This window comes from Methanoculleus caldifontis (genome assembly GCF_032842345.1).
GTDB lineage: Archaea > Halobacteriota > Methanomicrobia > Methanomicrobiales > Methanoculleaceae > Methanoculleus > Methanoculleus caldifontis.
This window is the reverse complement of the sequence record NZ_WBKO01000002.1, coordinates 328318-347549: the sequence shown is the minus strand read 5'-3', so window position 1 is coordinate 347549 and position 19232 is coordinate 328318. Positions and strand designations below refer to the sequence as shown.

Here is a 19232-nt window from a genome sequence, read left to right as displayed (position 1 = left end):
CTCACCGGTGCTCCTCTGCGGCGAGGACGAACCGGGCGAGCAGCGCCTCCATCTGGATATCGCTGCTTGCTCCTTCCGAGAGGCGGAAGTCGGTCTCGCCGAGGGCGTCGATCAGTCTCACTTTGAGCGTCCGGTCCATGTCGCGCCGGACCAGCGTGCGGTAGCACTGGTTGATCAGCTCGTTCGGGGCGATCCCGCGGCCGCGGGTCAGGTCGGAGAGCGCCTTCTCCGCCTCGTCGAACTTCCCCGCGATCGAGAGGTCGAGGAGCTCGTCGATCTCTTCCGGCCGGGCCGTCGCGGTGATCTGGTAGATCATCTCCTCGTCGATATCGGGCCGGAGGATGGCGGCGCCCTGCAGGGCGTTGATCGCTTTGCGCATATCTCCTGATGCGACGTAGACGACGGCGTCGAGCGCACCCTGTGTGACCGTGAGGCCTTCGGCCGCGGCGATCCTCCGGACCTCCTCGGCGACTGCTTCGGCATCGAGCGGCCTGAACCGGTAGATGGCGCACCGGCTCTGGATGGGGTCGATGATCTTTGAAGAGTAGTTGCAGGAGAGGACGAACCGGCAGGTCCGGGCGTAGGTCTCCATCGTCCGGCGGAGAGCCGCCTGAGCATCCGTCGTGAGCGCGTCCGCTTCATCGAGGAAGAGGATCTTGAACGTCGCGCCGGCGAGCGGGGACGTCCGGGCGAACTCCTTGATCTGGTTCCGGACGACGTCGATACCGCGCTCGTCGGAGGCGTTCATCTCGCGGAAGTTCGTCTGCCAGGAGTCTCCGAAGAACTCGCGCGCGAGCGCCACGGCGGCGGTGGTCTTCCCGATCCCCGCACTGCCCGTGAAGAGGAGGTGTGGAAGGTTCCCGGTCCTGACGTAGGATTGGAGGCGCACCACGATCTCCTTCTGTCCGACCATCTCATCGAGTCTCCGCGGCCGATACTTCTCTATCCAGATGGTGTGGTTGCCGTCCATTTGTACAGATCTTGGTGCTCGCGCATCGTAAAAGCATCGCCGCCGGTCCGATGATCCTTTTTAGATGGTTGAGGGCGATAGGATAGGTACGGAATTTCACGGAAATACCGGGACTTCGCATGGAGATCCGGTCGGCCGGATCCCGCGCGCCGGGGGACCCGTGCCCTTTTCCTCTGACGGACGGATACGATGGAATCTGTGGATCGGGTATTTGCGCGAGACCTTGCCGCCGCGCGGCATACCGTGGACTCGGGGGGCGGCTCTTACGTGGTGACGCCGGGGGGCGCCTGGTGCCGCGGCCTCTTCATCGTCGGTGCCGTCACGGAGTGCAGGGGGAGCAGCGACCTGGTCCAGGCCCGGATCGCCGACCCGACCGGGACGTTCCGGGTCACGGCGAACTGGCAGAGCCCGGACGCGGTCGAGACGCTCGGCTGCATCGAACCGCCGGCATTCGTCGCCGTCACCGGCCGGGCGGTGCTCGTCGGCTCCGGGAGGGGGGCACACGCAACGGTGGAGGCCGAAGCGCTCTGTGCGGTGAGCCGCACCGTCCGCGACCTCTGGGTGCTTGAAGCCGCCGGCGCGACACTCGATCGTCTGGAGGCCCTGCGGGCGGCCATCGGGGGCGGCGGCGACGAACGGGCCGCGACAGCCCTCCGGCTCTACGGGACGACGGAAGAGGAGATCCGCGAGATGGCCGGGACGGTGCGGACGGCGCTTGCAAGCGTCCGACCCGATCTCATCGTCGGCGAGATCGTGCCCGTCGCCGGGCGCGACCTCCTTCTCTCCGCGCTCGAGAAGGGAGGCGGTATGCGCGGGGTCGGCGTCGAGGACGCCGTCGCCGCCGGGGTGCGGTCCGGCCTCTCGGCGCGGGAGGCCCGGAGGGCGCTCGAGGAGCTCCTCGCCGCCGGAGAATGCTACCAGCCCGCATCGGGCATGATCAAACTGATCTAAAACTATGCAACTCCACTTCATCGAGAGCGGCCCGGCTCTCCTGGTCGAGCAGGACCGGCGCGTGCTGGTCATCGCCGACCTGCACATGGGGATCGAGTCGGGCCTCGAACGCCACGGCGTCCACATCGCGAGCCGGAGCGCCGCCCGGACCGGTCGGGTGCTCGCCTGTATCGAGGAGACAGAGCCCGACCTCCTCCTCCTCCTCGGCGACGTCAAGCACAACGTCCCGGTGACGAGCCGGCAGGAGTACCGGGAACTCCCCGGCGTCCTCGATGCGTTCCGCGACCGTGTCACGCTCCGTGTCGCCCCGGGCAACCACGACGGCGGCATCGGCCGGTTCCTCGAGCCCGGCGAGCTCCTGCCGCCGGAGGGTGCGCTCATCGACGGCGTCGGCTACCTCCACGGCCACACCCGCCCCGACCCCGAACTCTTCGGCCGCCTCATCGTCCTCGGCCACCATCACCCGGTCGTCTCGCTCGTGGATGCCGTCGGGTGCGCCGCCCGCGCCAGGCCGGCCTATCTCTATACGGACCTCGACGGGGAGTGCCTCCCGGCCCCGGCCGGCGCCGGCCGGACCCGGCTCCTCTTCGTCCCGGCCTTCAACGAGTTCGCGGGAGGGATCGATATCGGGCGGCTGCGGGAGAGCAGGCTCGGCCCCCTCTCCCGGTGCATAAACGAAACGACTGCGGAGGTGTTCTTAGCAGATGGCACGTACCTCGGCTCCCCGGCCGCGCTCTGCCCCGCAGACGGCAGGTGACCTCCTCGGTCCCGCGGTCCGCGAGGTCGTCAGGAAGCGCGGGTTTGCCGAACTCTCCGAGGCTCAGGAGCAGGCCATCCCGCTCCTCCTCAGAGGCGAAAACCTCGTCCTGGTGGCGCCGACCGGAACGGGAAAGACCGAGAGCGCGATGCTTCCGGTCTTCGACCGGCTCCTCGAGACCCCCGGTGCGGGGTTCAAGGCGGTCTACATCACGCCCCTCCGGTCCTTAAACCGCGACATCCTCGCCCGGATGGAGTGGTGGTGCCGCGAGCTCGGCCTCTCGGTCGGCGTCCGGCACGGGGACACCCCGCAGAACGAGCGGCGGAAGCAGGCGCTCAGTCCCCCCGACCTCCTCATCACGACGCCGGAGTCCCTCCAGGCGCTCTTCATGGGCAAACGCCTCCGCGAGCACTTAAAGAACGTCCGGCACGTCATCGTCGATGAGATCCACGAGCTCGCCGACAGCAAGCGGGGTGCCCAGCTCGCGGTGGCACTCGAGCGCCTGGCCGCCTACGCGGGGAACTTCCAGCGGATCGGCCTCTCGGCGACCGTCGGGAACCCGGACGATATCGGGAGGTTCCTCTGCGGGCCCCGGCCCTTCTCGCTCGTCGAGGTGCCGGTCGCGAGCAGCCTCGAGATCGGCGTCCGGTTTGCCGGGGAGGACTTCGCCGCCCAGACCCGGGCCGTGGGGAGGTGCCTGGATACCCCCGGCTCCACCCTCGTCTTCGTCAACACCCGCGTGACCGCCGAGGCCCTCGGCCACGAACTCTTTCCCCGCGGTGACGTCGAGGTCCACCACGGCTCGCTCTCGCGGGACGTCAGGGTCGAGGCCGAGGAGCGGTTCCGGAACGGCGAGGTCCGGACGCTGATCGCCACCTCCTCGATGGAACTCGGGATCGATATCGGGCATATCGAACACGTCGTCCAGTTCGGCTCCCCTCGCCAGGTCTCGCGCCTGGTCCAGCGGGTCGGCCGGGCCGGCCACCGCCTCGATACCATCTCGCGCGGGACCGTCCTCGCCACGGGGTTTGACGACCTCCTTGAGTCGCTCGTGATCGCACGGAGGGCGAAGGCGAACGAGTGCGAGCGGATCGTCCCGCCCGCCGGCGCCGCCGACGTCCTCGCGAACCAGGTCGCGGCGATCGCGGTCGAGTACGGCGAGATCGAGGTCTCCCGCGTCCGGGAGATGATAGGGCGGTCAGGCGTCTTTGCCGATTCGGGGTCGCTCCTCGACGACGTCTGCCGCCAGATGGCCGAGCACCGGCTGATCCGGCTCGATGGGACCCGGATCGTCCGGACCGGACGGGCCCGGCGCTACCTCATCGAGAACCTCTCGATGATCCACGACGAGCGCAAAATGGAGATCTTCGATATCGTCTCGCGCCGGACGGTCGGGACGCTCGACGAGTCGTTCGTGCTGGGCTGGATGCACACCGGCGCGGTCTTCATCACGAAGGGCCAGCTCTGGCGGGTGCTCGAGATCGAGGGCACGAGGATCACGGTCGAGCCGGCGACCCGGGCGAAAGGAGAGGTCCCGTCGTGGGAGGGCGAGCAGATCCCGGTCCCGTTCGCCGTCGCCCGCGAGGTCGGGGCGCTCCGGCGGACCCGGGCGTTCTCCCGCTACTCCGATATCCCCGAAGCCGTCCGCTACGCGGAGCGGTTCATGGCCCGGATGGACGAAGGGAACTACCCGGTCCCCTCGGACCGTCTCGTCACCCTCGAGAGCACCGACGAGGGCGTGGTCTGCAACGTCTGCGGGGGGCATAAGGCGAACGAGGCGCTGGCCCGGGCGCTCTCGGTCCTTCTCTCGGCCAGGTACGGGACGACCGTCGGGATCGAGGTCGGCGCCTACCGGTTCCTCCTCCGCCTGCCGCCGGAGGTCCGGTCGCTCGAGGTAGAGGAGACCCTTGCCGCACTCGAGCCCGCGCACCTCCCCGGTATCCTCAAGCTCGCCCTGAAACGGACGGCGCTCTTCAAGTGGAAACTCGTGCAGGTCGCAAAGAAGTTCGGCGCCATCGACGCCGACGCCGACTACGAGCGGTTCAGCATCCACCGGCTCATCGACCTCTTCGACGAGACCGTCATCGCGGCCGAGGCCTACCGGGAGCTCTTCAGCAACTCGATGGACGTCGAGGCGGCGGCGGAGATCCTCTCGGGCCTTCGGGACGGTCGGATCGCCGTCGCCTCCGGGCGGTTGAGCCCGCTCGGCAGCGAAGGGCTCTCCTCCTCGCGCGACATGATCCCACCGCCGATGGTCGACCAGGCGGTGATCGGGACGCTGATGCGCCGCCTCGAGAAGGAGGACGTCGTCCTCTTCTGCATGAACTGCCGGAAGTGGAAGAGCCGGACCGTCGTCGAGCGGGTCCCCGACCGTCCGCAGTGCCCGCTCTGCAGCGCCCGCCTCATCGCGGCGTTAAAACCCTGGGACGAGCAGCTCATCCCGGCGGTGACGAAGAAGAACAAGTCCGAGGAGGAGCGGGCGGTCGAGGTCCGGTTCCTCCGGAACGCAAACATCGTCCTCTCGAGCGGGAGAAAAGCGGTGACCGCCCTCGCCGCAAAGGGCGTCGGCCCGGAGGCGGCGTCGCGGATCCTCGCGACCCTCTCCGAGGGGGACGCCTTCTACCGCGAGATCCTGAAGGCCGAGCGGAACTACGTGAAGACGCATCGGTACTGGTAAAAGACGGAAGGAACGTCCGGAGTTTGAGCACCGTCAGGTGGGACCGGCGACGGACTGATAGGAACGGAGTTTGAGCACCGTCAGGTGCGACCCGACATGGGCTCACGCGAAGGGGAGTGCCATGGACTTCGCGCCTTCGCGGCTCGCACTTCGCGTGAGGTGCCTGGCCGTCCTTGGTAGCATGAAAAACGCCTGTCAGAGGCCATATCGCCCATAAACACAGGAAACGGAAGCCTGATGGGGCGCTTCTCCAGATCTTGACATCTGTCCCTTCAGCAATCTGCAGGACGTCCCGACAGCCAAGACCATACCCGGACAAAAAGAATGGGCCCCCTGGCCCTCATCCTCTGCTGGAATAAAATTACGGGAAAACAGATTTACATAATGGTTTCGAGCCGCTGCTCCAGGAAATCGAGTCCCCTCTTGATATCTTCGATATTCTTTCCGCCGGTCAGGATGATCTTACCTGAACTGAAGAGAAGGGCGACGATCTTCGGGTCCTCGATACGGTAGACGAGTCCCGGGAACTGCTCGGGCTCATACTCGATATTCTCGAGGTTGAGGGTGATGACCACTTTGTTCAGGTTGATGTACTTGCCCATGTCGTAGGAACAGACGATGTTCGTGACCGCGACCTGCGGCTCGCCATACGTCTCGATGCCGGCATCCCGGAGGGAATGCATGATGATCTCGAGGCCGTCGTGAAGGTCCTGCTTATTCCTGATCCCGGTGAGCACAACCTTCCCCGAAGAGAAGATCAGGGATGCAATCTTGGGCTTCTCGATACGGTAGACCGCGCCGGGGAACCTCTTCGTATTCAGCTCGCAGTTTTTTATTTTATCCGATACTTTTTCGAGGTCGATCGAGTCGGCAATCACCCCGGAGGCAACGATGTTCTCGATTTTCAGTGACTCGTATCCCTTCTCATCCATTGATATACGTATCGCTTTTTGGACCATAATACTAATGGATAATCTTTATGCCCATTCCGGATAGCAGGCGTTCTGCACCGTCGTGAATTCTTTAAACCATAACCGCGCAAACATGTATTGATCACTTTATGACTGATGACGAGCAGAAACCCGCATCTTACGAAGACCTCCGCGCGAACTTCAAGATCGACGTTCCTGAATACTATAACTTCGGCTTTGACGTGATTGACACGTGGGCGAAGAAAGACCGGAACAAGCTCGCCATGGTCTGGGTCGACCAGAAGGGGAACGAGAAGAAGTACACCTTCTTCGACCTGATGCGCCTCTCGAACCAGGCCGTCAATATGTGCATCAAATACGGCATCAAGAAGGGCGATCGGGTCATGCTGATGCTTCCCCGGACGCCTGAATGGTGGATCTTCACGATCGCGCTCATCAAGGTCGGCGCCGTCTACTGCCCCGCGACGACGATGCTGACCCCCAAAGACCTGAAATACCGCATCCAGGCGGCCGATATCAGAATGATCGTCACCATGGCCGAGTACGCGGAGAAGGTCGAGGAGGTCCAGGAGGACTGCCCCTCGCTCCTCGTCAAGCTCATGACCGACGGCACCCGCGACGGGTGGGTCAGTTACCCCGTCGAGCTCGACTACCCCGCGCCCTGCTCCCACAAACTCGTGAACCTCCCCGGCATGCACCGGACCCGGTCCACGGACCCGCTCCTGATCTTCTTCACGTCCGGCACCACCGGCGAGCCGAAGATGGTGATCCACGACCACTCCTATCCGCTCGGGCACATCGTCACCGCGCGCATCTGGCACGACCTGCACCCGAACGACCTCCACCTGACGATCTCCGATACCGGCTGGGGCAAGAGCGCGTGGGGCAAACTCTTCGGCCAGTGGATCATCGGCTCGTGCATCTTCGTCTACGACATCCGGGGCCGGTTCCACGCCACCGAGATCCTGCCGCTGCTGGAGAGATACGGCGTCACGACCTTCTGCTGCCCCCCGACCATCTACCGGATGCTGATCCTCGCCGACCTCGACAAGTTCGACCTCGCGGACCTCCGGCACTGCTGCAGCGCCGGCGAGCCTCTCAATCCCGAGGTGATCCGGGCGTGGCAGGAGGGAACCGGGAGGACGATCTACGAAGGCTACGGCCAGACCGAGACGGTTCTCTGCATCGGGACCTTCCCCGGCATGAAGTGCAAGCCCGGCTCCATGGGCCGGCCTGCACCGGGCTGGGATATCGAGCTCCATGACGACGAAGGGAGGCCGGTCGCCGCCGGGGAAGAGGGGCGGATAGCCATCCGGGCGAACCCGCGTCCGGTCGGGCTCTTCCGTGGCTACCTGAACAACGAGGAGGAGACCCGGAGAGTATTCCAGAACGGGTTCTACTACACCGGCGACAAGGCGTACATGGACGAGGACGGCTACTTCTGGTTCATCGGACGCGACGACGACGTCATCAAGTCCTCCGGCTACCGGATCGGGCCGTTCGAGGTCGAGAGCGCGCTCATGGAGCACCCCTCCGTCCAGGAGGCGGCCGTCATCGGGTCGCCCGACGTGATCCGGGGGCTGGTCGTCAAGGCGTTCATCGTCTTGAAGCCCGGCTACCGGGCTTCCGAATCGCTGATCAAGGACATCCAGCGGCACGTGAAGAAGGTGACCGCCCCTTACAAGTATCCCCGCGAGATCGAGTTCATGGAATCGCTCCCGAAGACGATCTCCGGCAAGATCAAGCGGCACGAGCTCCGCGAACTCGAGATGGAGCGGTTCATGAACAACAACTCCCACGACACCTCCCCCTCCGGGACCGGCGGGGAGTAAATACCTTTATTTTGATGAAGATCGTATAGTATCAGGCGCGAGGATCGCCGGGCAGTCCCGGAGCCATTCTCCAACGATCCGTCGCAGATCCCGAGCGAGGGTTGCCAAGCCAGGTCAAAGGCGCTGGATTCAGGGTCCAGTCTCGAAGGGGTTCGAGCGTTCAAATCGCTCCCCTCGCATCATCACTTATTCTGTTGTTACGACGTATCTCGCCGCGATACGGTCGTCGTTCGTGTATCCTGGGATAGCGCGACGGCAGGTCCCGCGGAAGGCGTGCTCTTGGTTCTAAAAAAGTTGGGGTTATTTAACCCTGCCGAACTCCTGGCTCACATCTGCCGCGGAGTGGAAGGTCTTGTCCTGAAACATCTCAAGGACCTGGATCACCGCGTCGGGCGCGTTGTTCTTTCTGGCGTGGCTGATCAGGTCCTGCTTTCCGGCAGGATAGTCCATGCCTCCGAGGAACTTCTGGAATGCGGATGCACTCAGCTCCTCAACGGAGGCACTCTGCGCTGCGGATGCCATTCCGCCTCTGACCGAGGGTCTCTCTTCTGCCATGGTTCTCATCACCTTCTTGACTTGCGTCCCACATGCGGGGCACAAGCCCGCCACATAGCTCACGTTGGATAAAAATGTTGCTGTGCCCTTAGGCCAAAAGGGCTGTAATCTAAGAATGGATCAATGCGCGCAGAGGATGATGCCGGCTGCGGTCGGGAGGTGCATCCGTCCGATCGATCTCTTAAGGTGCCGCTTGCCGGGAAGCGTTCCGGCCGGTAATGTCTCCGGCAGCCCCGCGCGCCCTTCACGGGTCGTTCGGCGGCAGAGCTGCAGGGCCCGGAGGAAGTCCGGGTACCTGAAAGTCCCCGTCACAGCGGTCGACGTCGTCGGGCCCTCGTGAAGCCGGGCCTCCTTTCGTCGGATACCATGGGCGTCTTCGGACGACGGGCCTTACCGGCCAGTCCGGAGATGAGGCTCTCTCGAACCTCTGTAAAAATAAGAAGATATTCTGGTTGCTGACCTTCCGCGTAAGGTATTAATACCGGCGGAAGTCGCTTCTCGGTCTCGGGGGCCGTGCCTCGTCGATCTTTAAGGTGCGGCCTTCGAATACGGTGTCGTTCAGGCCTTCTTTTGCCTGCTCAGCCTCTTCGGGGCTGGACATCTCAACAAACCCGAACCCTTTGCGCTCAATGACTCTGACGTCAGTCACCGTCCCGTACCGGGCAAACAATTCTTTCAACTGCTCTTCATTTACCGAGTAGGTGAGGTTTCCGACGTACAGCTTGCTGCTTTCCATTCAAAGGTCCTCGTCACACATGTACGCTCAAACTTTAACTATGCTTCGGCGGTGGCCCGGGGCGGCGGTCGGGGGCATCTCGCCCGGATGCCGGGGGAAAGCCGCCGTACCGTCTCCAGTGTCTCGTCGATGCGGCCCCCTCTTCGGGGGGGCCGGCGCCCGGGGTGCCCGGGCTCCCCGCTGGATTCTGCGGTCGGCAGGTCTTCCCATGACAGATACATTAATAGTGACCCGAAGCCTTTGTATACACGCCAGGCGAGAGTCGCAGGTGTATCCCATCCCCACCTGTCATGGAGTTGATTAACTGACGAATACACGAGGAACCCAGAACAACGAAAGTGAAGAGATCGTACGGGTACGGCTGCCGAAGAAGCGGAACCAGGAAATATTTGCCAGAGCCGACCTGATGCTCGGGGCAAACCACATCCGCGTCCGCTGCGAGGACGGCGTCACGCGTACCGGCCGGATCAAGGGCAAGATCAAGAAGCGGCTCTGGATACGCGAGGGTGACCTATTAATCGTCGTTCCCTGGAGTTTCCAGGACGAGAAGTGCGATATCGTCTATCGCTACATCAAGCCTCAGGTTGACTGGCTCAAGAGGCATAACTACCTCAGCCAGTAATAACCCACGTGCGTTTTCTGTGCTGCGGCCGAAGCGCCATTGCCGGCCGCCGGCAGGCTCCGTATCAAGGAGGTATCACCCCTCACGGCTGACGGCATCAGCGAGGTTGGCCGCGAGATCGGTGTGTACCAGTACGAATGTCCTGCTCACCGACGCCGTCATGCCGGCCGCCGCCTGCATGATGAACATGATGATCCGTATGGCGTCCTGGAGCGTTCCCCCCTCCCACGCCCCCTGGATAAACTCGTTGGCGACCCTCTTTGTGACCTCGTTCCCGAGCACCACGAAGTTGCCTGACATGCCCTTCTGCATCACCCGCTGCCGGGAGTCGACCACCTCCGCGATTGCATAGCTCCCTCTCGTGGCGTACAGCCTCTTCTTTGCGATCTTCAAACCCTCAGACTCGGTAACCTCGCCGATGAGGACCCCGTTCTGCTGGGTCACCTTGACCTTATCGTCCCTGACCCTGATCGTCACGCCGATCTCTTCGGCCCGTCTCTGCAGGTCGTCGTCGGTTGTGATCGAGCCGCTGTAGAGTTCGCGTTCGAGCTCCTCGATGCGGGCGTCATCGCCCTGGAACGCGATCTCCCGCATATCCCCTGCCATTACGGCGCCCTTGTTGCCGATGAATGCGATCACGAGAGTCATCTCTCCCTCCGTATCCGGTTGCACGAGCGTGACGGTATGCTCACCCCCACTCCTCCGCACGCAGTATCAATCTGTCGATGCCTCTAGGATGCCTCTGCCGCGCCGGGAGACGGGCCTCCGGGGGCTCCTCCCGGCGGGCTGTCCGGGTGAATAATAATCATATTCTGCAGCAGGCCCGTGAATGTTTGTGATGCAGGGTTTTTATCCGGCCCTTCGCTGTAAATGACATCCCGTTTATCTGGGTAAATTATTTTGAAATTTGGATAAAATGTGCTTTAATGAGGATAATAGGGTTTCTTCTCGAGCAAAAAGTGATATAATCTATACTAATCGTGATTCGATAAAGAATAGTTTGATATACTTGGATTTAATAATAATCTCTCATGGCTGAAATCTTCCCCCAGGAGGTCGGGATACGGCGGGACGGGCTCGTCATCCAGATTCCGATTTTCTACAAACTTATGGTGAGCATGCTCACCGTCGCAGTCATCCCGGTCTTCCTGCTCGGGATCGTCTCGGCGGGGGACGCCGGGAGCGTCATCGCCACGCTTGGTCTGCAGAACGGGATCATCATCCTGACGCTGCTCACGCTCTCCGTGATCCTGATGTGGAGCTTCTACCTCGCAAAGAGCATCACGGCCCCCATCGAGCAGCTCTCGGAGGTTGCGACCCGGGTGAGCCAGGGCAACCTCGCGAATACCGAGATCACGGTGACGAGCAACGACGAGATCGGCGAGCTTGCAGTCGCATTCGACCGCCTGATCAACTCGTACAGGATCCTCGATACGCTTGCGAAGGACGATGCCGAGTAGGAGGGACGGCACGGTGAGAACCGTTCTCTCCGATATCCCTTCTCTCCCGTCTGCAGGAGATGAGGGGCGGGGACGAGAGCAGCAGGAGACCGGATGATGGAGAGATTACCTGAGGGAAAGGCCATCGGGGAGATGCAGGCATCGCTCCAGTGGATCTTCACCCACACGTCCCGCTTTGCCGGGGCGGTGCGGATCACGGCACAGGACGGCGAAGGCTTCCTGCTGGTGCAGAAGGGGGAGCCGCTCGCTGCCTACTTCAAGCACCCGTTGAAGTCCCTCGCCGGGCCGCCTGCGCTGAAGTACTTCGGGAGTCAGCCCATCCTCGACTTCGGTCTCCGGAAGTACGGGCCGGAGGAGTTGCAGGAGGCTCTCGCCGTCTCGAGAGAACTGCAGGCCCTCCTCCAGCCCGGTTGCGACTCCCCGGCGGCCGGTCCTTCCGGCGAGGAGAGCGGCAGGAGCAACGGCACGGGCACGCCCCTCCCCGCCGGCAACGCCCCTCCCCGGCAGGAATCCGGCCCGCTCGCGGCGGTGCTGCAACAGCCGGGAGTGACTGCAGTGGCCTGCTTCGCCGACGGCCTCTGCGTCTCTTCCGCCGGAGCGATCGACGCCGAATACACCGTCGTCTTTGCCGAAGAACTGCTCCGGTGGGCAGAGAGCCTGCAGTCGGCCACGCCGGCATCGGGAGCGTTCATGCAGATGACGATCTTTTATCGCGGCGGAAACGTCATCATCGCCCCCCGCGGAGACGAGTATCTCTGTATCTTCACCACGCCGGACGTGCAGTTCGGCCAGGTCCGGCGGATGATCCGGGACCTGCAGGAAGGGGCGTGAACGGCGCCGGCGGCCCGGCACATCCCGTTCTCCGGTTGCGTCCCGCTGCTCCGGGACGGGGCCGGCATTCTGCAAACATTTATCTTATTCTGCGCTGGTGTCCGGTGTCGCGGGGATAGGGGGCGGCGTAAGCCGGGCGTGAGCGCGCGTCCGGCAGGACGCCCGCTGTCGCCGGAGGGTCGGAGCATGGCCGGAGAGAAGAAGAAGGCGGGGCGCGGTCTCGCCGCCGCAGACGAAGCGACCCGGAAGCGTGTCGCGAGGACCGGCGGTCTCGCCCCGCACGCAGAACGAGGGCTCCAGGCGGCTTCCCGCGAGACCCGGCGCCGGGTCGCGAGGGCCGGGGGCAGGGCGCCGCACGGGGCGAGGGGTCTGCAGGCAGCGAGCGCCGAGACCCGGAAACGTGTGGCGCAAGCGGGCGGACGGTCTCCGCACAGCGGGCGTGGTCTTCAGGCGGCGCCCGACGAGGGCCGGCAGGAGCAGGAGTGAGGGAAGCGGCCCTCAGGCGCCCTCTTCCCGGGTCTTCTCCTGCGTCCGCGGATTCCAGGCCTGCTTCCGGGGTTTTGCTGCGGCCCCGGTCCGGGCAAACTCCCCGCCGGCACCCTTCAGGAGGGACGGGTAATACCGGGTGACATACTCTTTCACCATCCGGCGGGCCGAGAACCGGGGACCGTTGCTCTTGATCGACTCCTTCATCATCCTCACCCACCCGTGGGGGACGTCGTCGATGGAGCGGTCGTAGTAGAGCGGGACGACCTCCTTCTCGAGCAGGTCGTAGATCGCCGAGGCGTCGGCGCGGTCTCTCCCCTCGCAGCCGGTCTCCTCGTTGCCGAACGCCCAGCCGTTCCTGCCGTTGTAACCCTCGATCCACCAGCCGTCGAGGATGGAGAGGTTTAAGACGCCGTTCAGCGCGGCCTTCATCCCGCTCGTGCCGCTCGCCTCCATCGGGGGGAGGGGGTTGTTCAACCAGACATCGACGCCGTGCACCAGGTACTGGGCCACCTGCTCGCCGTAGTCCTCGACGAAGGCGATCCTTCCAGCGAACTCGGGCTGCTGCGCGTAGCGGTAGATCTTCTGGAGCACCCGTTTCCCTCCGTCGTCGGCCGGATGGGCCTTGCCGGCGAAGACGATCTGGACGGGGTACCAGGGGTTGTTCAGGATCCTCTTCAGGCGTTCCGGGTCCTCGAAGATGAGCTGCGCCCGCTTGTAGGTCGAGAACCGGCGGGCGAACCCGATCGTCAGGACCGAGGGGTTGAGGAACGCTCCTCCTGCCGCCCGGTCCGCTCTGCCGCCGCTGTGAACTGTCCACCTGACCCGCTCCCGCTCCCGGAGCCGGGAGATCAGTTTTGCCTTCAGGTGGAGGTGGAGGCGCCAGAGTTCGTCGTCGGGGATCTCGTCGATGAGCTCCCAGACCGCCGGGTCGTCGTGCTCCGAGAGCCAGCCGGGAGAGATGGGCCCGATGTAGCGGTCGTAGAGGTTCTTCATGCGGGGGTTCAGCCAGGTCGGCACGTGGACGCCGTTCGTGACGTGGTCGATGGGCACCGTCGCCCCTGCCGTCCCCGGCCAGAGGCAGCTCCACATCTTCCGCGTGACGGTCCCGTTCGCCCGCGAGACCCCGTTGTGGTGTGCCGAGGCGCGCAGGGCGAACGCGGTCATGTTGAACCCTGCGCCGGGGCTCTCTGGATGGACGCCGAGCTGGAGGAACCGGGTCCGGTCGATGCCGAGCGCCGGGTAGTAGGTCTTGAAGTAGCGGTCGATGAGGTCGGCGGGGAAGACGTCGTGGCCCGCCGGGACGGGCGTGTGCGTGGTGAAGACCGACGTCGCCTGCACCTCGCCGAGTGCCGCATCAAAGTCTATCCCCCGCTCGACCCGCTCGCGGATCCGCTCGAGGAGGGCGAATGCCGGGTGGCCTTCGTTTAAGTGCACCGCCGAGTACTCGATGCCGAGCGAGTGAAGCACCTTTCTCCCCCCGATCCCGAGGACGATCTCCTGGCGGAGACGCTGCTCCTGGTCTCCCGTATAGAGCCGGGACGAGATCTCCCTGTTGCCGGGGCTGTTGCAGGCGACGTTCGTATCGAGGAGATAGAGCGGGATCCGGCCGACCCGGACCTTCCAGACGGCGACGTAGATGGGCGGGTCGATGTGCGGGACGCGGACCACCAGGTCTTCGCCGGCAGCGTCGAGCACCCGGGTGATCGGGGCCGCGTCGCGGTCGACCGGTTCGGTGATCCCCTCCTGCCAGCCGTCGGGGTTGACGTGCTGGTGCAGGTAGCCCTGGGAGTACATGAACCCGACGGCGACCATCGGGAGGCCGAGATCGCTCGCTTCCTTGAGGTGGTCGCCGGCGAGGAACCCGAGTCCTCCCGCGTAGAAGGGAAGCGAGTGGTGGAGCCCGTACTCGGCCGAGAAGTAGGCGATGGAGAGCGGAGGGCGGCCGGGGTACTCCTCGGAGAACCAGGTCCCGGTGGCGTCCATGTACTTCCTGAACCGGTGCATGATGACGTCGTAGCGGTGCAGGTACGCGGGGTTCTCCGCCGCCCGCTGCAGGAACTCCGCCGGTATCGCGCGGAGCATCCGGACCGGGTTGTGGACGCTCTCCTTCCACGCCTGCCGGTTCAACTGCTTGAAGAGTATCCGGGCCTCCGGATTCCAGCTCCACCAGAGGTTGTAGGCGAGGTCGACGAGCCCGGAGATCCGTTCCGGGATGTGGGTAAACTGATCGCGTGGTAAATCCCGCATGAATTCTGTCCCCTTTTAAGTGGTGTACTGTCCGTGTTTATTATTATATATGTCTACGGATTTTTGATTTACTTGGATATATTAAAAAAATTCGCCAAATAATGGGTTTTCCCGGTGGCGAGACTACTGAGAAACAGATACGGCGCACAGCATGCCGGGCGCCCGGCAGATGCCCCGAACCGGAGAGTTCCATCCTCTTCCGGGACCGGGAGCCTCCCGGACTGCTGCTGCAGGGGTGCCGGCGCGACGGCGGTCGGTGCGGTGGAAACGAGGGGTGCGCCCCCTCACCTCCTCCCGTAGATCCCCGTCACCTCGGCGAACTCCCGCGTGACCTCCTCTCCTGTCTGCTCCGGCCGGAGCCGCCACTCCCAGTTCCCCTCCGTCGTTCCCGGCCGGTTCATCCGCGCCTCCTCGCCGAGGCCGAGGATGTCCTGCATCGGGACGATGACGGTGTCGGCGGGGGAGAGCATCGCGAGACGGATCAGGATCCGGTGTATCTGGTCGGCGCTCACCGGCCCCCCGATATAGCGGAAGACGAGGTCCTTCTGGTCGCTGGAGGTCTCGTGCTCGAACCATCCCCGGACCGTGTTGTTGTCGTGCGTCCCCGTATAGGCGACGCAGCTCTTCGTGATGTTGTGGGGCGCGTGGGGATTTGTTGCGACGTCGCCGTAGAAGCCGAAGGTCAGGATCTTCATCCCCGGAAACCCGAAGTGGCCCATCAGCTCGTGGACGTCGGAGGTGATGTAGCCGAGATCCTCGGCGATGAACGGGAGGCACGACCTGCTCCGGGTAAGCATGGTGAAGAGCTCCCAGCCGGGCGCGTCGACCCAGCGCCCGTTCCGTGCGGTCTCCTCGCCGGCCGGGACCTCCCAGAACTGCGCGAACCCCCGGAAATGGTCGAGGCGCAGCCGGTCGACGAGGGTGAGGGTGCGGTCGATCCGGCTCTCCCACCACGCAAACCCACTCTCCCGGTGCGCATCCCAGTTGTAGACCGGGTTTCCCCAGAGCTGCCCGGTCTCGCTGAACGCATCCGGGGGAACCCCCGAGATGGCCGCCGGCTTCTTCTGGTCGTCGAGTTTGAAGAGCCCCGGGTTCGCCCAGACGTCGACGCTGTCGTAGGTGAGGTAGATCGGGATATCCCCGATGATCTGGAGATGGCGGGCGCGGCAGTGGCCTTTCAGCGCCCGCCACTGGCGGTCGAAGACGTGCTGGAGGAACTTCTCCCGGAGGATCCGGTCGGCAAGCTCGGCACCGTACTTCCGGAGCGCCTCCTCGTGCCGGTCCCGGATCCCGGCCGGCCAGTCGCCCCAGGCCTTCCCCGAGAACTCCGCCTTGAGGGCGACGAAGATGGCGTAGTCGTTGAGCCACGACGTATTCTCGGCTGCGAACTCCCTGTAGCGGAAATCCGGGCCGTCCTCTTTGAACCGCTCAAACGCCTTATCGAAGAGGCCGTTCTTGTAGTCGAGGACCGCCTGGTAATCGACCCGGTCCTCCGGGAACTCCGGCGGGTTCGCGATCTCCTCCGGGGCGAGGAGATCGTCTGCGACCATCTGCTCGGGGCTGATGAGCCAGGTGTTTCCGGCAAACGCCGAGGTGCTCTGGTAGGGCGAGTTGCCGAACGCCGGGCATGTCGGGTTGAAGGGAAGGATCTGCCAGTAGCGCTGTCCGGCATGGCTGAGAAGATCCGCGAACCGGTGCGCCGCGGGTCCCAGGTCGCCGATCCCGTATGCCGACGGCAGGGACGTGATGTGCAGGAGAACCCCGCTGCCCCGCCTGTTCATGCCCCACCCCTCCTTACGTCACCCTCACGCCAAGACATGCCGCCGCTCTCCTGAAGGCTTCCGCCCATCGCTCCGCATTCCGGTCACCCCGGCCAGCCTGCTCCTGCATCCCGGCATACCGCCCGCGCATCGCGATGCAGAGGTTCTGGCTCTCCCATAAGGTGAGCGGGAGCGCAAATACCTTTGCACACCGAAAAACACGGACGATCTCCTCAAGCGGCTCCGGGTCCTCCGGTCGGGCGGCCGCTTCGCGGAGAGAGCCTTCGATCCGCCTGCTCGCCGCCTCACCGAGGGCCACCGGATCCGGTCTCCCCCCCTCCGCCCGTATCTCCCCTGCGAGCGCCAGGAAGCGGTCCGGGTCGGGGCACCCGCGATCGAGCATCGAGAGCAGCCGCACCGTGTCGGCGTGTTCTCCGAGGAGCGCGGCGCTCCCCGGCACGGGGATCCGGAGATCCTCAAGCACCCCGATCAGCGCTGCCACATCGCGGTAGACGGCGCAGACGGCCGACCCGATGGAGGGAGCGAGCGCTCGTGCGATCGCCCACCGCTCCTCGTCGGAGAGGTCTGCTGCCGTGTAGACCCGTGAAAAAGTTCCAGTCGGGTCGGCGTCCACCATCGTCTCCCACACCGCCCGGAGCCCCTCCTCGCCGTGGGATTCGCGGATGCCGAAGGCAACCCGGTCCATCCCGGCAAAGGACGCGGTCGCGTCGAAGAGCGCCTCCTCCCCGGTCGCCCGGCACCGCACCCGGACGGTCCCGAGAAGGCTCCGCCGGCCATCGGTCTCCGACCGGTACTGCCAGTCGCCGCGGACGGCATACATCCCCGACGCGGCCGCAGGGTGCTCGAGGTCGAAGAGGGCGTAGAGGGCGGCCCCGGCCCCGATCCGTGCGAGGTCGGCCGCCGCCGGCCGGACAAAGGTCTCATAAGCGTCCGCGCCGGTCGGATACGCCGGATCGTTCGGCTGCGCACGGCGGAGGATGGCGATGAACGCCGGCTCGAGGTCGAGGCCGAGCGCCTGCCGGGCAAGGTCCATCGTGCGGGACGCGTGCCGCATCACCTGGACGCTCCCCGGCTCCGTGATGTCGTCGAAGAACCAGCCGCAGCTCGTCTGCATCAGCATCATCTGCCGCTCCATCTCGAGGAGCGAGAGGAGCCGCCGTTGCTCTTCGGGGGCGATGCCGGCCCTCGCATGCCGCGCGAAGAACGCCGCCGCGGCCTCGTCGGACCACCGGGAAAGGACGAGGCCGACAGCGTCCTCGTGGGCCGCTCCGGGGTCACGGACGAGGGCCGCGAGCGCCTCCGCGGACCGGGGAGCGAGGGCGTCGCGGACCATGACGACCGCCTCCCGGAGCGGCTCGCGCCACGCCTGCGACCAGTCCGGGTGCGTTCCGCTTCTGCACCCGCACTCCCCCCGCCAGCGCTCGAGGCCGTGGAGGCAGCTCCACGACGTTCCCTCCGGGACGGCGGCCTCGTGCGTGGGCGGGTGGGCGTCGAGGTACTCGCCGTAGACCGTGAGTCGGACGTCCTGGCGTGCCTCGACGGCGCGGAGGCAGTAGGCAAGCGCCATCTCCCCGAACTTCCGGTGGTGGCCGTAGGTCTCCCCATCGGTCGCGATGTGCACGAGTTCAGGGCGCTCCTCTCCCGGGGAGAACGCTCCGGTCAGCCGTTCGGCGAAGCGCCGCCCGTCGGCGAGGAGGTCGCCGAACGCGACGTCGCGGGCGATAGCCCCGTCGTAGAAGAAGACTGCGATGCTCCGCCCGGAGGGGAGGCGGCAGAGGTAGGGTGAGGTCGTATCGACCCGGCCGCCGGAGACGTCCGTCCAGGCTCCTCCCCCGATCGCCCGCACCCGGCCCGCCTGGTGGGGGGCGAGGACCGTGAACCGGATCCCTGCCTCCGCCATCAGGTCCAGGGACTCGATATCGACCGCCGTCTCCGGGAGCCACATCCCCTCGGGCTCCCGGCCGAACCGCGCCGCAAAGTCGCGGACTCCCCAGGCGACCTGAATCCGCTTCTCCTCGCGGGTCGCAAACGGCATGATGAGGTGGTTGTAGCAGCAGGCGATCGCCGATCCGTGGCCGGCGTAGCGTACCCGGCTCTCCCGGTCTGCATCGAGGATCGCGCGGTAGACCGCCGGGCGGTGTTGCTCCAGCCAGGCAAGGAGCGTCGGCGCGGCGGTGAAGCTGATCCGTGAATAGGTGTTCACGACCTCCTCGATCAGCCCCTCCGGGTCAAGGATGCGTGCGGCGGTGTTCGGTCCGTAACATTCCGCGGCCACCCGCTCATTCCAGTCGTGATCCGGCGCCACGGACCGCTGGACCTCGACCTCCCCGGTCCAGGGGTTCTCCCGCGGCGGCTGGTAGAAGTGGCCGTGGATGCAGACGGCGCGCCTCAT

At 64.9% G+C, this 19232-nt stretch carries 16 protein-coding genes and 1 tRNA gene; 9 read left to right on the top strand and 8 right to left on the bottom strand.

Annotation, left to right across the window (positions count from 1 at the left end; all coding sequences use genetic code 11):
- Position 1: 1 nt before the first annotated feature.
- Positions 2-970, bottom strand: a complete 969-nt coding sequence (locus F8E02_RS10505; protein ID WP_317065506.1) for a replication factor C small subunit — start codon at positions 968-970, stop codon at positions 2-4.
- A 189-nt stretch (positions 971-1159) separates the two neighbouring features.
- Here F8E02_RS10505 and F8E02_RS10500 point away from each other — a divergent pair, with 189 nt between their 5' ends.
- From F8E02_RS10500 to F8E02_RS10490, 3 genes are read left to right on the top strand one after another with little or no spacing between them, the layout of a single operon-like run.
- Positions 1160-1921, top strand: a complete 762-nt coding sequence (locus tag F8E02_RS10500; protein WP_317065505.1) for a hypothetical protein — start codon at positions 1160-1162, stop codon at positions 1919-1921.
- A gap of 4 nt (positions 1922-1925) precedes the next feature.
- Positions 1926-2678 carry a metallophosphoesterase gene (locus F8E02_RS10495; protein WP_317065503.1) on the top strand — a complete coding sequence of 251 codons (753 nt, stop codon included), beginning with the start codon at positions 1926-1928 and terminating at the stop codon, positions 2676-2678.
- A complete protein-coding gene (locus tag F8E02_RS10490; RefSeq protein WP_317065501.1) occupies positions 2626-5355 on the top strand; it encodes a DEAD/DEAH box helicase in 2730 nt (909 codons plus the stop codon). Before F8E02_RS10495 ends, F8E02_RS10490 begins: the two co-directional genes overlap by 53 nt.
- Positions 5356-5732: 377 nt before the next feature.
- Here the strand turns inward: F8E02_RS10490 and F8E02_RS10485 are convergent, their stop codons facing one another.
- Positions 5733-6287, bottom strand: a complete 555-nt coding sequence (locus F8E02_RS10485; protein ID WP_317065499.1) for a TATA-box-binding protein — start codon at positions 6285-6287, stop codon at positions 5733-5735.
- A 128-nt stretch (positions 6288-6415) separates the two neighbouring features.
- Here F8E02_RS10485 and F8E02_RS10480 point away from each other — a divergent pair, with 128 nt between their 5' ends.
- Together F8E02_RS10480 and F8E02_RS10475 are read left to right on the top strand one after the other, a co-directional pair.
- The gene (locus tag F8E02_RS10480; protein ID WP_317065497.1) at positions 6416-8119 is read left to right on the top strand and encodes an AMP-binding protein; all 1704 of its coding nucleotides are present in this window, start codon (positions 6416-6418) and stop codon (positions 8117-8119) included.
- A gap of 94 nt (positions 8120-8213) precedes the next feature.
- Positions 8214-8298: transfer RNA gene (locus F8E02_RS10475), tRNA-Leu, on the top strand.
- Positions 8299-8419: 121 nt separating this feature from the next.
- Here the strand turns inward: F8E02_RS10475 and F8E02_RS10470 are convergent.
- Entirely contained in the window at positions 8420-8674 is a 255-nt protein-coding gene (locus tag F8E02_RS10470; RefSeq protein ID WP_317065495.1) for a DUF2795 domain-containing protein, read from the bottom strand.
- 475 nt (positions 8675-9149) lie between these two features.
- The gene (locus F8E02_RS10465; RefSeq protein ID WP_317065493.1) at positions 9150-9410 is read right to left on the bottom strand and encodes an RNA recognition motif domain-containing protein; all 261 of its coding nucleotides are present in this window, start codon (positions 9408-9410) and stop codon (positions 9150-9152) included.
- Between the two features lie 304 nt (positions 9411-9714).
- Between F8E02_RS10465 and eif1A the strand changes: the two genes are divergently transcribed.
- Positions 9715-10032, top strand: coding sequence for a translation initiation factor eIF-1A (eif1A, locus tag F8E02_RS10460; protein ID WP_317065770.1), 318 nt, complete (start codon positions 9715-9717; stop codon positions 10030-10032).
- Positions 10033-10107: 75 nt separating this feature from the next.
- Here eif1A and F8E02_RS10455 read toward each other — a convergent pair whose 3' ends face one another.
- Positions 10108-10680: an MJ0548 connectase family domain-containing protein gene (locus tag F8E02_RS10455; protein WP_317065491.1), complete on the bottom strand. Its 573-nt coding sequence runs from the start codon at positions 10678-10680 to the stop codon at positions 10108-10110.
- Between the two features lie 383 nt (positions 10681-11063).
- On the opposite strand from F8E02_RS10455, the gene F8E02_RS10450 reads away from it, so the two are divergent.
- The 3 genes from F8E02_RS10450 (at position 11064) to F8E02_RS10440 (ending at position 12809) form a co-directional block, all read left to right on the top strand.
- Positions 11064-11492 (top strand): HAMP domain-containing protein, encoded by a 429-nt coding sequence (locus tag F8E02_RS10450; RefSeq protein WP_317065489.1) that lies wholly within the window; start codon positions 11064-11066, stop codon positions 11490-11492.
- Positions 11493-11588: 96 nt separating this feature from the next.
- Entirely contained in the window at positions 11589-12323 is a 735-nt protein-coding gene (locus tag F8E02_RS10445) for a roadblock/LC7 domain-containing protein (RefSeq protein ID WP_317065487.1), read from the top strand.
- Between the two features lie 186 nt (positions 12324-12509).
- Complete coding sequence (locus F8E02_RS10440) at positions 12510-12809, top strand: hypothetical protein (protein WP_317065485.1); 300 nt, start codon at positions 12510-12512, stop codon at positions 12807-12809.
- Positions 12810-12821: 12 nt separating this feature from the next.
- Here the strand turns inward: F8E02_RS10440 and glgP are convergent, their stop codons facing one another.
- The 3 genes from glgP to F8E02_RS10425 form a co-directional block, all read right to left on the bottom strand.
- Positions 12822-15059, bottom strand: a complete 2238-nt coding sequence (gene glgP, locus F8E02_RS10435; protein ID WP_317065483.1) for an alpha-glucan family phosphorylase — start codon at positions 15057-15059, stop codon at positions 12822-12824.
- Positions 15060-15343: 284 nt separating this feature from the next.
- Positions 15344-16840, bottom strand: coding sequence for a 4-alpha-glucanotransferase (gene malQ, locus F8E02_RS10430; RefSeq protein WP_317065481.1), 1497 nt, complete (start codon positions 16838-16840; stop codon positions 15344-15346).
- A 13-nt stretch (positions 16841-16853) separates the two neighbouring features.
- A complete protein-coding gene (locus F8E02_RS10425) occupies positions 16854-19232 on the bottom strand; it encodes a DUF3536 domain-containing protein (RefSeq protein ID WP_317065480.1) in 2379 nt (792 codons plus the stop codon).

What these genes read in the sequence shown, in the direction of transcription:
- F8E02_RS10505 (WP_317065506.1), bottom strand. Translation starts at nt 970, where the DNA reads ATGGACGGCAACCACACCATCTGGATAGAGAAGTATCGGCCGCGGAGA.
- F8E02_RS10500 (WP_317065505.1), top strand. Translation starts at nt 1,160, where the DNA reads ATGGAATCTGTGGATCGGGTATTTGCGCGAGACCTTGCCGCCGCGCGG.
- F8E02_RS10495 (WP_317065503.1), top strand. Translation starts at nt 1,926, where the DNA reads ATGCAACTCCACTTCATCGAGAGCGGCCCGGCTCTCCTGGTCGAGCAG.
- F8E02_RS10490 (WP_317065501.1), top strand. Translation starts at nt 2,626, where the DNA reads ATGGCACGTACCTCGGCTCCCCGGCCGCGCTCTGCCCCGCAGACGGCA.
- F8E02_RS10485 (WP_317065499.1), bottom strand. Translation starts at nt 6,287, where the DNA reads ATGGATGAGAAGGGATACGAGTCACTGAAAATCGAGAACATCGTTGCC.
- F8E02_RS10480 (WP_317065497.1), top strand. Translation starts at nt 6,416, where the DNA reads ATGACTGATGACGAGCAGAAACCCGCATCTTACGAAGACCTCCGCGCG.
- F8E02_RS10470 (WP_317065495.1), bottom strand. Translation starts at nt 8,674, where the DNA reads ATGGCAGAAGAGAGACCCTCGGTCAGAGGCGGAATGGCATCCGCAGCG.
- F8E02_RS10465 (WP_317065493.1), bottom strand. Translation starts at nt 9,410, where the DNA reads ATGGAAAGCAGCAAGCTGTACGTCGGAAACCTCACCTACTCGGTAAAT.
- F8E02_RS10455 (WP_317065491.1), bottom strand. Translation starts at nt 10,680, where the DNA reads ATGACTCTCGTGATCGCATTCATCGGCAACAAGGGCGCCGTAATGGCA.
- F8E02_RS10450 (WP_317065489.1), top strand. Translation starts at nt 11,064, where the DNA reads ATGGCTGAAATCTTCCCCCAGGAGGTCGGGATACGGCGGGACGGGCTC.
- F8E02_RS10445 (WP_317065487.1), top strand. Translation starts at nt 11,589, where the DNA reads ATGGAGAGATTACCTGAGGGAAAGGCCATCGGGGAGATGCAGGCATCG.
- F8E02_RS10440 (WP_317065485.1), top strand. Translation starts at nt 12,510, where the DNA reads ATGGCCGGAGAGAAGAAGAAGGCGGGGCGCGGTCTCGCCGCCGCAGAC.
- glgP (WP_317065483.1), bottom strand. Translation starts at nt 15,059, where the DNA reads ATGCGGGATTTACCACGCGATCAGTTTACCCACATCCCGGAACGGATC.
- malQ (WP_317065481.1), bottom strand. Translation starts at nt 16,840, where the DNA reads ATGAACAGGCGGGGCAGCGGGGTTCTCCTGCACATCACGTCCCTGCCG.
- F8E02_RS10425 (WP_317065480.1), bottom strand. Translation starts at nt 19,232, where the DNA reads ATGAGGCGCGCCGTCTGCATCCACGGCCACTTCTACCAGCCGCCGCGG.